At 42.5% G+C, this 12955-nt stretch carries 12 protein-coding genes; 6 read left to right on the top strand and 6 right to left on the bottom strand.

Going from position 1 to position 12955, the window contains the following annotated elements; genetic code table 11:
* Positions 1-120: 120 nt before the first annotated feature.
* On the bottom strand, positions 121-1326 hold the full coding sequence (mhpT, locus tag ACE01R_RS04885) for a 3-(3-hydroxy-phenyl)propionate transporter MhpT (protein WP_395548305.1): 1206 nt from the start codon (positions 1324-1326) through the stop codon (positions 121-123).
* A gap of 728 nt (positions 1327-2054) precedes the next feature.
* Here mhpT and dapA point away from each other — a divergent pair.
* Genes dapA through purC form a run of 3 tightly spaced genes read left to right on the top strand, consistent with a single transcriptional unit; the run spans position 2055 to position 4332 of the window.
* Entirely contained in the window at positions 2055-2954 is a 900-nt protein-coding gene (gene dapA, locus ACE01R_RS04880) for a 4-hydroxy-tetrahydrodipicolinate synthase (RefSeq protein ID WP_395548270.1), read from the top strand.
* A gap of 13 nt (positions 2955-2967) precedes the next feature.
* Positions 2968-3576, top strand: coding sequence for a lipoprotein-34 precursor (NlpB) (locus ACE01R_RS04875; RefSeq protein ID WP_395548249.1), 609 nt, complete (start codon positions 2968-2970; stop codon positions 3574-3576).
* A 36-nt stretch (positions 3577-3612) separates the two neighbouring features.
* Complete coding sequence (purC, locus tag ACE01R_RS04870; protein WP_092820622.1) at positions 3613-4332, top strand: phosphoribosylaminoimidazolesuccinocarboxamide synthase; 720 nt, start codon at positions 3613-3615, stop codon at positions 4330-4332.
* Between the two features lie 273 nt (positions 4333-4605).
* Here the strand turns inward: purC and ACE01R_RS04865 are convergent, their stop codons facing one another.
* On the bottom strand, positions 4606-5880 hold the full coding sequence (locus ACE01R_RS04865) for a replication-associated recombination protein A (protein ID WP_395548245.1): 1275 nt from the start codon (positions 5878-5880) through the stop codon (positions 4606-4608).
* 302 nt (positions 5881-6182) lie between these two features.
* Here ACE01R_RS04865 and ACE01R_RS04860 point away from each other — a divergent pair, with 302 nt between their 5' ends.
* Positions 6183-8348, top strand: coding sequence for an EAL domain-containing protein (locus ACE01R_RS04860; RefSeq protein ID WP_395548243.1), 2166 nt, complete (start codon positions 6183-6185; stop codon positions 8346-8348).
* A 123-nt stretch (positions 8349-8471) separates the two neighbouring features.
* Here ACE01R_RS04860 and ACE01R_RS04855 read toward each other — a convergent pair whose 3' ends face one another.
* Entirely contained in the window at positions 8472-8924 is a 453-nt protein-coding gene (locus ACE01R_RS04855) for a YcgN family cysteine cluster protein (RefSeq protein ID WP_395548241.1), read from the bottom strand.
* A gap of 193 nt (positions 8925-9117) precedes the next feature.
* Between ACE01R_RS04855 and ACE01R_RS04850 the strand changes: the two genes are divergently transcribed.
* A complete protein-coding gene (locus tag ACE01R_RS04850; RefSeq protein ID WP_395548239.1) occupies positions 9118-9276 on the top strand; it encodes a DUF1328 domain-containing protein in 159 nt (52 codons plus the stop codon).
* A 206-nt stretch (positions 9277-9482) separates the two neighbouring features.
* Here the strand turns inward: ACE01R_RS04850 and murJ are convergent, their stop codons facing one another.
* Together murJ and ampD are read right to left on the bottom strand one after the other, a co-directional pair.
* Positions 9483-11033 (bottom strand): murein biosynthesis integral membrane protein MurJ, encoded by a 1551-nt coding sequence (murJ, locus tag ACE01R_RS04845; protein ID WP_395548237.1) that lies wholly within the window; start codon positions 11031-11033, stop codon positions 9483-9485.
* Positions 11034-11108: 75 nt separating this feature from the next.
* Positions 11109-11684 carry a 1,6-anhydro-N-acetylmuramyl-L-alanine amidase AmpD gene (gene ampD, locus ACE01R_RS04840; RefSeq protein ID WP_395548236.1) on the bottom strand — a complete coding sequence of 192 codons (576 nt, stop codon included), beginning with the start codon at positions 11682-11684 and terminating at the stop codon, positions 11109-11111.
* A gap of 175 nt (positions 11685-11859) precedes the next feature.
* Here ampD and nadC point away from each other — a divergent pair, with 175 nt between their 5' ends.
* A complete protein-coding gene (nadC, locus tag ACE01R_RS04835; RefSeq protein WP_395548235.1) occupies positions 11860-12705 on the top strand; it encodes a carboxylating nicotinate-nucleotide diphosphorylase in 846 nt (281 codons plus the stop codon).
* Here the strand turns inward: nadC and ACE01R_RS04830 are convergent.
* Positions 12702-12872 (bottom strand): hypothetical protein, encoded by a 171-nt coding sequence (locus ACE01R_RS04830; RefSeq protein WP_395548234.1) that lies wholly within the window; start codon positions 12870-12872, stop codon positions 12702-12704. The two genes, nadC and ACE01R_RS04830, sit on opposite strands and share 4 nt — an antisense overlap.
* Positions 12873-12955: the final 83 nt, after the last annotated feature.

The raw sequence follows: 12955 nt of genomic DNA, 5'->3' as shown, positions 1-12955 counted from the left end.
TTATTTCATAGCCATCTGTAAGAAAAAAAGAAAAAACTCGCTATATAAATAACATGATGATTTTTTAAATTCTGAGCATAAAAAAGCCTGCAAATGCAGGCTTTTTAAATCTTTTCAATCTTACACTTTAGTGCGCTTCACCAGAATCAGCATACATACTGCCGAGATAATGATACATGGAATCGCTGCGGTAATAACCCCTGCTGCACCGAAGCCTGCAGTCAGTAATTGACCTGCAATCACAGGACCCAACATGGCACCAATACGGCCTACTGCAGAAGCGACACCTACACCGGTACCACGAACCTCAGTCGGATAAACGATACTACCAAAGGCATACAGTACACCCTGACAACCGATCACAAATGCACCGGCTAATGCTGCTGCCATATACATCTGGTTAAGCGAGCTTGCACCATTTAGCGCTAGTAGACCCGCGAGGATACCACCGTACATCAACAGGATGACGTAAGCTTTTTTCCAGCGATCCGTCAACATACCCAGAATAATCGTACCGATGGTCGCAGTCACCATGAAGTAGAACTGTGCGGTTGAGCCGTTTTGACGGGTAAAGCCCAGTTCCATAAACAATGATGGTAACCAGCTCAGCATGATGTAAACCACCATCAGCGTGAAAAAGTAGCTAACCCAGATACACAGGGTACGTAACAGGTTGTCCGAGTTAAACAGGTCCTTGAATGAACCTTGCGGTGAAGCAGCAAGTTCTGCAGCAGTTTTGTTCTGTGCTTTCAGGTATTCTTTCGACTCAGGCAGGAACCACATCATCAGTGGAATCACCAGGATTGGTAATAAACCGCCCAGGTAGAAAACATTCTTCCAGTTCGCACCAAATTCAGTCGCGGCAATTAACGATAAAATCGCAGCACCAACCGGCATACCACAGTACATCAGACCCACGGCACGACCACGATTTTTTGGCGATACGGCTTCAGAAGCCAGCGTGATCAGAATCGGCATCGCACCGCCCAGACCTGCACCCGCCAGGAAACGCACTGCCAGCAAACTGTTAAAGCTGTTCACCCAAACCGTACATAAAGTAAATACGGCAAAAATTGCTGTCGACCAGATCAGTACTTTCTTACGACCAATACGATCCGCAAATCGACCACCGACCAGTGCACCAGGCAGTAAGCCTAAAATCCCTGCACTGAAAAACACACCCAACTGGGAACTATCGAGACCGAAGTGCTCACGAATACCTGCAGCGGCAATTCCGGCAGCCTGAATATCTAGACCTTCAATCACAGCAATCAGAAAACAGATCGCGACCGTGACGATGGCATGCTTATTATCTGATTTTTCCATTGGAATATCCTTGTTCAATCAGCGTTCAAAATAGAACAGCATCATCCATGAGTCTGGAAATTCAAATAACTACCAATAAGTGGAATAATCTACACTTTATTGACAAAAAGACTGAATATTTAAAACTTTTCTATACTCACAACAGATAGTCGCAAAAACACTTAATCAGATTTAATCTGCACAAAAAAAATGACTGTGATTATGATAATTTCAATTCTAAAGATCATCCTGTGCGAAAAAGATTAAAATAGATTAATAGTTTTTATTAATTATTATTCTAGTTTTTAATGATCATTTTGATCGGTTAAAGTTTAAATTTATAGAGTTTTCATGTCTATGCTGATCTTTATTAAATCTTAAATTCTGATTTTTTTACCCGGAATTATTGAGTTGATTGAGCTAAGCGTACATTTTTGAGATAAAAGCAGCCATTTTTCCAGTCAAAAAAGTCATCTTGAGGAATCAAAGCTGCTTCGAAATTTCAGGGTACATCCATTAAAAAAATGACCTGGGTTTTGATTGTTCGGTTTTTCACTTGCTTTTCATAAAGTTTTTAGATGGTTTGACTAAAGCATATTGTTCTTCACCGCTTGTTCGTTCATAATTTGCATAAGCATTATTCAATTTCATTCAATTCGATTGAATTTTGCTATAAATCAAAATACGTAACCGTCCACGTCTCTGTTTTTCTACCTCAGTTGGATGGCCAAATAGGATAATTTTTTAAAATGACTCAGCAAGCACAGATCATTCAAGGTTCAATTGTCGCAATCGTCACCCCGATGTTTGAAGATGGCAGCGTAGATTGGAAGGGTCTAGAAAAGCTCGTTGAGTGGCATATCGCACAAGGCACCAACAGTATTGTAGCTGTGGGTACTACAGGCGAAGCATCAACTTTAAGCATGGCTGAACATACACAGGTGATTAAAGAAATCATTCGTGTGGCCAACAAACGTATTCCTGTAATTGCAGGTACGGGTGCCAACTCTACCCATGAAGCAATTGAACTGACGCGTGAGGCCAAAGAACTGGGCGCAGATGCTGCACTCCTGGTCACACCTTACTACAATAAACCAACCCAAGAAGGGTTATACCAACATTATAAAGCGATTGCTCAAGCCGTTGATTTGCCTCAAATTCTGTATAACGTTCCAGGCCGTACTGGCGTAGACATGCTCAATGAAACCGTGATCCGCCTGGCCGATATTCCGCAAATTGTCGGTATTAAAGATGCGACTGGGGATGTAGCTCGTGGTAAAGAACTCATTGAAGGATTAAACGGCAAAGACATGACAGTTTATTCTGGCGATGATGCTACAGCATACCAGTTGATGGGTCTGGGCGCTAAAGGCAACATTTCTGTAACTGCCAATGTTGCACCTAAAGAAATGAGCCAGATCTGTGCTGCTGCACTCGCAGGTGATGCGGAACGTGCTGAAGCATTAAATAATGAAGTTGCAAATTTACACAATATTTTATTTTGTGAATCCAACCCAATTCCTGTGAAATGGGCACTCCATGAAATGGGCTTAATTGGTACGGGTATTCGTTTACCATTAACTCCTCTTGCAGAACAATATCGCACACCGCTGCGTGAAGCACTTCGTGCTTCAGGTGTCATTAAATAAAGAGCACAACACTATGCAATTACGTTTCGGTTTAACCCTTGCACTTTCAGCATTCAGTTTAGCGGGTTGTAGTTCCATGGGAATCAGCAATGGTTCACTGGACTATAAAAATACAACAACCCTTGAGCCTCTGAAATATCCTGAAGGTTCAATGGTTCGACCAGCAACGCCATTGTACCCTGCCCCAACAATTGACCCACTTGCCATTGAGCATGCACCCACGCTTGAAAACAAGCGTGGTAACCGCTTTGCCCTACCGCGTCCGGACAAGGCTCAAACTAATACCACCACTGCTGATGCTCAACAAGACAGCACAAATATCGGTCGTCCTCAGCTGGTTCGTGATGGAAACCAAAATCCTCTGCTCAAAATAGACGGAAATTCTGCTACAATTTGGCAGTACACACTTGCCACTCTCAGCAGCCTTAACCATACCATTGTTGGTCAAAGTAAAAATCGTTACGAAGTAACCATTAAGATTGATCAGCAGATCTATGTATTAAGACTGAGTTCTGTAGGTACAAGTAACAACCTAGCTGTATTCAATGCCGATAACAGCTTTGCAGACAAAGAAAAAGCTGCAGAACTGTTAACCCAGATTTACCAAAATTGGCCAGCCTAGTCGTACTAGGCATTTTTTTTTGAAAAAGGTTCCCCCATGTTGAAACAAACCTTGCTCTATACTGGTAAAGCGAAATCTGTTTATGAAACAGACAGTGCAGATCACCTTATCCTAGTTTTCCGTGACGATGCTTCTGCATTTAACGGCGAAAAAATCGAACAGCTGGATCGTAAAGGCAAGGTGAACAACCGTTTTAACGCCTTCATCATGGAAAAATTGGCTGCTGCCGGCATTGAAACTCACTTTGAAAAACTTCTTTCTCCGACTGAAGTTTTAGTGAAAAAATTAAAAATGATTCCGGTTGAATGTGTAGTGCGTAACTATGCAGCTGGTTCTTTATGCCGTCGCTTAGGTGTAGAAGAAGGTAAAGAGCTTGTTCCACCTACTTTCGAATTGTTCTTCAAAGATGACGCGCTTGGCGATCCAATGGTGAACGAATCTCAAGCTATTGCTTTAGGTTGGGCGACTGCTGAACAATTGGCACAAATGAAAGAACTCACTTACAAAGTGAACGAAGTGCTTAAAGGCTTGTTCGATGCAGGTAACATGTTACTTGTAGATTTCAAACTTGAATTCGGTGTATTCCACGACCGCATTGTACTTGGTGATGAATTCTCTCCAGATGGTTGCCGTCTATGGGACAAAGACACCAAGAAAAAACTCGACAAAGACCGTTTCCGTCAAGGTTTAGGCGGTGTTGTTGAAGCTTATGAAGAAGTTGCTGCACGTTTAGGTATCGACCTTTCTGATATCTAATCAGTCCGCTGATTCAAAAAACCGAGCCTGATGGCTCGGTTTTTTATGCCTTTTTAAATCGAAAAAACAGATTTTAATAATAAAAATGATCGTTTTTACAATATACTGGTTTTTACTTAATATATCTCATATACCAGGCAGCAAGATGTGGGAGTAGATGGCCTTATAGCATCTTGTCTGCCAACCAAAATCCAGTTTACCCTCTAGGATGTATCTCCCCAAGACATCCTATTTTATGCCCAATCCGTCCTGTGGATTGGGCTTTTTTTGGGCTTATTGCTGCTGTTGTTGTTGCTGCCAACGGCGCTGCTGTAAACGCTCGCCTTCTACTTCGCGTTTATTACGTGCAGATTCATATAACTTGGTGCCTTTTAATTCAGGCGGCAAATATTCTTGCAAGACAAAATGCTCTGGGTAATTATGCGGATAGAGATAATCCACGCCATAACCCTGCTCTTTCATCAATTTGGTAGGTGCATTTCGTAGATGTAGTGGCACCGGTAAATTCGCAGTTTTTTCAGCTAAATCCAGCGCTTTATTAATGGCCAGATAAGTACTGTTACTTTTAGCACTGGTCGCTAAATACACCGCACATTGACCCAGGATAATACGGCATTCAGGCATACCGACAGCTTGAACCGAACGGAAACACTCGCCTGCCAACAGCAACGCATTCGGATTGGAATTACCAATATCTTCCGAAGCGGCAATCAGCATACGGCGGGCAATAAAGACCGGATCTTCCCCACCTTTTAGCATACGTGCCATCCAGTATAAGGTTGCATCGGGATCACTACCGCGAATCGATTTAATAAATGCCGAAACCAGATCATAATGCTGTTCGCCAGATTTATCATAACGGGCAATATTCTGCTGTGCCACTTTCACCACAACAGCATTGGTGATGATATTTTCCAGTTCCGGTTCAAAAGTACTGGCAATAAGATCGAGCAGATTAAGTGCCTTACGGGCATCTCCAGCAGCAAATTGCAATAAGGCCTCATATTCTTCAATTTGAATATAGCGTTCTTTTAAAAAAGTATCCTGCTGAATCGCCTTATTCACCAAGGTCTTAATCGCCTCGTCATCCAGCACATTTAAGGTATATACCTGACAACGCGACAACAAGGCATTGTTGACTTCAAAAGATGGATTTTCTGTAGTCGCTCCAATTAAGGTGATTTTACCCTTCTCGACTGCATTCAATAAGGCATCTTGCTGCGACTTGTTAAAACGGTGAATTTCATCAATAAACACCACAGGGGTCAGTAAATCGCCACTTTCGGCAATCACTTCACGCAGTTCTTTTACCCCGGTATTGAGTGCCGATAAACTGATAAATGGCCGATCCACCGCTTGAGCCAAAAGCAAAGCAATGGTGGTTTTTCCAACCCCTGGTGGTCCCCAAAAAATAATGGAAGGTAAATGTCCCTGATCAATCATTTGACGTAAGGGTGCACCTGTGCCTAATAGATGATCTTGACCAATAATTTCAGACAGGTCACGCGGACGAAGTCGTTCAGGGAGTGGAATATGACTCTCAGACATCTTGTTATTTCTTTGCTGTACTTAAAGTAAGTCTACTATGTAATTTTAATATCGCGTATTTCAAATGAACTGATTTACAAAAAAATCATATTATTAGTTTTAAAAAATCTGCATCATCATTGTGTCTTTTTTACGTGAATTTACTTTTAAATAGCGTTTAATAAAGAAGTAGATTATCGAAAACAAGTAGATCATCAGAAATACAAACTGAAACATACTACCTCTAAACCTGAATGTGCATAATTATTACGTGAAAAACATCACATTTTTGGGTGTTTTGATTATTTTAATGGGTGAGCTTTATGAAATATATTTTCGAAAACAAGCGAAAACCTCTTAGTCAGGATTGTAAAATACCCACCCAACAATATATTAAAAGCAATCAAATTCAATTGTCTGCCGAAAACATCCTTATTCAAAATATCCTCGATCAATTACCTCAGCTGGTCTGGGTCAAGAACAAACGAAACCAGTATTATTATAATCAGACTCTTTGTAACTACATCGGTCGCAACATCAATCTACAGCATAATGATGAATGGCAAACATTCATGCATCCTGAAGATGATCTGAATTTTAATGTAATTTGGCAAAATGCTTTGCACACTCAACAAGGCTTCGAACAGGAATGCCGTATTCAGCACCATAAACGAGGTTACAGGGTTTGCCAGATTTCAGTTCAACTGATAGAACATTTAGATAATATTGACTGGATGGTGAGTGCCACTGATATTCATGATCATTATTTAAAGCAGAACAAGCTGCATCAGCAAGTGCTGGCACAGGGCAAAATGCTGGATGCTAGCGTGGACTGTATTAAAATTTTGACCCCACAAGGTCATGTGACCCATATGAACCGTTCAGGTTGTCTCGCCTTAGGTTTACCGCCAGATGAAAATAAGTTTGGTATGCCGTGGTTAAATTTACTGCCCGAGCCGCTTCAGAATTCTGGGCAACATGCATTAAAGCAAGCCTCTAAAGGCAAAAGTGCGCGTTTTGATGGCATGAGTGTCATTTCAGGTCAGCCCCAGCAATACTGGGATAATATTTTAACCCCCATCCTGAATGAAGATGGTTCAACCCAAAGTATTCTTTGTGTATGCCGTAACATCAGCCAACAAAAAATTGCGGAAAAGAATCTTCAACAGATGCTTGAACTCGACGAATTAACTGGCTTATATAACCGTTGCGCATTTAATAAAATTTTAAAAAAAACCATTCAAAATGCACGGCACCAACAAAAATCTGTCGGTTTTTTACTCATTGATTTAGACTATTTCAAACATATCAATGATACCTTGGGTCATATTGCGGGTGATTATTTACTCCAGATTTTAGGTCAGCGCTTAAGTGGCTGTTTTAACGAACAAGTCGTGATATCTCGTCTGGGGGGTGATGAATTTTCGATTATCGTGCCCCATCTGCATGATGAGGCTGAATTGCTGAACATTGCAAAAATAGCGCGTCAGCAAATGGATATCCCGATTTGTTATGCCGGGCAATATATTAATGGCGGGATGAGCATCGGCTGTGCCATATATCCCCGTGATGCGAAAAATAGCTCGACCTTGCTACGCTGTGCCGATGTCGCCCTGAATGATCTTAAAATCAGTGGCCGTGGTGGTATCCGGATGTTCAAGAGTGCCATGTTTAACAGCATAGAGCTCACCTCCAAGCAGCTTTCGCTGGCCCGGGCGATTATTCATAACGATAAAATTTTTCCGGTCTATCAGCCCAAGGTCAATCTTGCAGATGGAAAAGTCATCAGTTTTGAAGCGTTGCTGCGCTGGCATGATGCAGAAGATCAAATCCAACTGCCCTCGCATATTTCTTCCGCTTTTCAGGATTATGAACTGGCTACGCGAAACAGTGAAATTATTCAACACAAAGTCTTTCAGGATATGAGTCAATGCCTGCAAGCAGGCCTGGAACTGTTACCCATTTCCATCAATGCCGCACCGGTTGAATTTTTAAGGGATAACTATGCCGAAACGCTTTTAAACCGGCTTGCTCAATTTAAGATTCCCCACACGCTGGTTGAAATAGAAATTACCGAACAAAGTCTTTCTGAACGAGGTTCCGACTATGCTATCCGTGCACTTAAACTATTAAAACAGGCGGGTCTGAGTATTTCATTAGATGATTTTGGTACAGGCCATTCATCCTTGACCCGATTAAGAGATTATCCAGTCGATTGTTTAAAGATTGATCGAAATTTTATCAAAAACATGCACAATGACCCTTCGGCTCTAGCTATTGTCAAAGCCATTAGCCAGATTGGCCGCAGTATCTCTCTGGATATTTTGGTGGAAGGCATTGAAAAAAGAGAACAGGTCGAAGCCCTGCAAGCCTGCGATTGTCATAGCGGACAAGGCTTCTATTTTTATCAGCCCCTGATCTTTCAGGAGGCTACGCAATTATTAAATCCTTTGGCTGATGCAGCTCGGCCGCTCAGTTCTTCGGGTTAGATATTAAATCCATTCATGCTCATCATCCTCTACTTTACAGGCTCAAGAAGTGACTTTGTTGCCTGTCGAGGATGAGATCTTCAAATGCTTTCCGTAGAAGCGTTCTTGATGATGAACAGGCGATTAACGAACCCAGCGTACAATATATTCCTCAAGGTCATCTTCATTGACTTCTGTTTCGGAAATACAACGACCTGCTGCCGATTTTCTGGCTTTGATGACACTGTCACGTGTACCGGTATTTAAATAATGCCAGGCAGGTAAACTCTTGCCTTCTTTTAAACGGCGGTAAGCGCAGCTCGGCGGCAGCCAGTGAATAGCGGCCAACTTTTCTGGCGTGAGTTGAATACAATCCGGCACATGGTCAAGTCGCTGCTCATAATTACTACAACGTGCAGTTTTGCAATCTAAAAGTTTGCAAGCCACCTTGGTATAAGCGACTTCTTGCAGTTCTTCGTCTTCTAATTTGATTAAACAACATAAACCGCAGCCATCACATAATGCCTCCCATTCGGTAGGATTAAGTTCAGTTAAAGCATATTTTTTCCAAAATTGTGGACGCAATTGTTCAGTCATAACAGTGAAAGAATTGAAAGAAAGCTACTTATTATAACGTGTTCCAGTTCACAATGTATGAATGTAATTTTTACTTCAAATCATAGATTTGCTGTCAAAGTGAACATTTTTTAAACACAAGCATAACACTGTTGGAAATTTTCCGCCCCTATACTGAATCTACTTTGAAAATAACAACACATGGAGAAAGCTTATGTTCCGTTGGGCGATTATTTTTGCAGTGATTGCACTAATTGCTAGTCTACTAGGTTTTGCTGGTGTCGCAGGATTATCTAAAGATTTTGCGATTATTTTACTCGTCGTTGCCGTTATTTTAGCTATCGTCGGCTTCCTCTCTCGCGGAAAAGTTTAGTTGAATGATCTCCGTTTCAAACCCATCTCAATTGACTAAAAAAAAAGAGCCTATTTAGGCTCTTTTTTAGATTGAAATGTTTGCTTTGATGCAGCTCAAAATGCTGAATTAAATGCAGCAAATATAGATTCTACTGCACTCCATTTCATTCAGCTCATCATTCAAAATGATCACTCACGTTGATTTATCTGTTCTTTGATTATCCGTTAAGGTCTTAAGTGACGTGGTCTAAAGCCGGTTGCCAATAAACCAATGGCATAAGCCACTACACCTAGTACGCACAAACCGGTCACTTCAAGTACACGCATCCATTGTGATACATCTCCGTTGTACCAGCTTAGGCCATACCACAGTGCAGCAATCATCGCGGCATTCGCCACTGCATACTGTAGAAACAGCTTTTTCCAGTGTCCGGCAAAGCGGAAAATATTGCGTTTATGCAAATAGAAATACAGCATGCCAGCATTAACCAATGCTGACCCTGAAGAAGCCAAGGCCAAAGCCATATGCTCTGCATGCCAGTCAATTAACTTAAAGAACCCAATAAACACCACGTTTAAAATGGCATTGGCTGCAACCGCCATCAAGCCAACACGCACTGGAGTTCGGGTATCTTGCTGCGCATAAAAACCCGGGGCAAACACTTTAATCAGCATAAAGGAAATCACCCCCGCACTCATACATTGCAAGGCCAAAGCGGTCATTTGCGTATCTTGCAGGGTAAATTGCCCACGCTGGAACAAGGCCTGAATAATTGGAGTAGACAGCATAAATAAGGCGATGCTGGCTGGAATACCGACCAGCATGATCACTTTTGCGGCCCAGTCAATCATGTTACGGAACTTGGTCTGATCCTGCTCGGCATGACGTGCAGACAAGGAAGGTAAAATCACCGTACCAATGGCCACACCGATCAATCCCAGAGGCAATTCCGTCATCCGCTCAGCACTATATAACCACGATACCGAACCATCCTGCATGAACGATGCCCAAATGGTGTTGAGCAATAGATTAATCTGGGTAACCGAAACACCAAATAGTGCCGGAAGCATCAATTTCATGATGCGTTCCACACCTTCATGTTTGAAATCCACTTTAGGTGGAATCAGCAGTTTTTTACGCCACAGCTCTGGAATTTGAATCACCAGCTGTAAAATACCCGCAATCACCACCGCCCAGCCCAGTGCCATAATCGGTTCGGCCATATAGGGCGTTAGCCACCAGGCGCCTGCAATCATGGTGATATTCAATAACACAGGCGAAAAAGCCGGTGTTGAAAAAGAACCATAACTGTTCAAGATACTGCTGGCAAAAGCCGTTAAAGACATAAATAGCAGATAAGGAATAGTCAGACGGAACATGTCTGTCGCCAAGGCAAATTTTTCCGGGTCGTCATGGAAACCGGGTGCATAGATATATAGCACGGCCGGTGCCGCAATCATGGCAATAAAGGTCAGGGTGGTCATAAAGGTGGCCAGACAACCAAACACCCGACTAATCAGGATTTGCACTTCTGCATGAGTGCGCGTGGTTTTATATTCGGTTAAGACCGGAATAAAGGCTTGCGAAAATGCCCCTTCGGCAAACAACCGCCTGAAAAAGTTCGGAATACGAAAGGCCACCACAAAGGTATCGAAATCTTTACCCGCACCAAACACATTCAGCAAAACCACATCTCGGACTAAGCCCAAAACCCGAGACAACATGGTCATTGTACTAACAATAAAGGTCGATCGCCAAAGCGCCATCGTAACCACCCAGTGAAAAAATTAAGTCGCTATTGTAATGAAACTCCACATGGAATTTCGTTGTTTAATCATAAAGCCCATTCATTATTGAGGGTTTTTATGCTGCTGTAATAAGGTTCTGAATTTGACCCAGTCAAAAAATGGGCCCGGATCGGTTTTACGTCCAGGCGCAATATCCGAGTGACCAGCCAAATGTTGTAGAATTTTTGCATAAGTTGCCTGCAATGCAGCCGTTACTTGCGCCAGCACCACATACTGCGCCTCTTCAAAGGGCAAATCATCACTACCTTCGAGTTCAATGCCAATAGAATAGTCATTACATTCTTTTTTGCCCAGGTAAGTCGAACGTCCGGCATGCCAGGCACGATCATTGAAATTGACAAATTGCAGCACTTCCCCGCTACGCAAAATGAGCAGATGGGCAGAAACCTGCATGCCTTCAATCGTTTGAAAATAAGGATGCTCTGACCAGTCCAGCTGGTTCTGAAAAAATTGTTCAATATAACCGCCCCCGAACTGTGACGGCGGTAGGCTGATATTATGAATGACCACTAACTGAATTTCAGTCTGCTCGGGACGCTGATTATAGTTTGGAGATGGTACTTGCCTTGCACCGATTAACTGACCATCGATGACCTGAAAAAAGGGTGCCTGTTGCATATTCCAATCCTGATTTTTGTTCGCATAAGCTGATGATTTTAGCGCAATCCTAAAACTTTAAACTTAAAATCTCAAATTCTGCAGATAAAATCGCTTGAAAAAAACATTTCTTTTAAATGAACAATGCTAAAATAACGCGCAATTTTCATGGGTTAAAAAAGATACGGAAATACTTATGAGCATATCTCAATCTTTGCTTGAACAATCGATCCAAATCAACATTCAACAAGCATTACAAGAAGATATTGGCGAAGGTGATATCACCGCTTTATTAACCCCTGAAGATGAGCAAGCCACGGCAACCATCATTAGCCGTGAAGATATGGTGCTTGCCGGTCAGCCATGGGTCAATGCACTGATTCAGGCTTATGATGCTGATGTACAGGTGACCTGGCTAAAAAATGATGGTGACCGTGTACAGGCCAATGAAGCCTTCTTAAAACTGGCCGGTTCTGCGCGTAGCCTGCTGACGGTGGAACGTCCTGCGCTCAACTTTGTACAAACACTTTCTGCGGTTGCGACCAAAACCGCTTTATATGTCAAAGAACTGGAAGGCTTAAATACCAAATTGTTAGATACCCGTAAAACCCTTCCCGGCTTACGTATTGCGCAAAAATATGCAGTGGCGATTGGTGGTGGACAAAACCACCGTTTGGGCTTGTTCGATGCCTTCTTAATTAAAGAAAACCATATTATGGCGGCAGGTGGTATTGCTCAGGCGATTGCTAAAGCACATAGCATTGCACCGGGTAAACCAGTGGAAGTTGAAGTTGAAACCTGGGATGAACTGAACCAGGCTTTAGAAGCAAAAGCGGATATCGTGATGCTAGATAACTTCAGCCAACAGCAAATGATTGATGCGGTGAAGCATGTTGCAGGTCGTTGCAAACTGGAAGCTTCGGGCAACATCACCATTGAAAACTTACGTGAAGTGGCAACCACTGGGGTGGACTATATTTCGATGGGTGTTTTAACCAAAGATGTCAAAGCAGTTGACCTATCCATGCGTTTTAATGCCTAAACCTGTTCGCGCTCATTATTAGCTTTGCTGCTGAGCTCGTGGGCGCTACTGATCTGTTCTTGTTGTTGCCATGCAGATTGAATGGACGGTGCTGCTGAAACTCTAGGGTCACTGGTCATCAAGGCCAAAGTTATGCCAGAAATCAGTAAGATCAAGATATTCATCATCTTCTACTCCTGTACAAATAAAGTGGCAGACTACAGGGGGAATATGAGCTGAATCTTCAGCAGGCGTTTCAAATCGTGCCGCT

It is taken from the genome of Acinetobacter sp. BSP-28 (assembly GCF_044130285.1).
Taxonomy (GTDB): domain Bacteria; phylum Pseudomonadota; class Gammaproteobacteria; order Pseudomonadales; family Moraxellaceae; genus Acinetobacter.
Note: the sequence above shows the minus strand (reverse complement) of the source record. Positions and strands in the feature narration are given on the sequence as shown.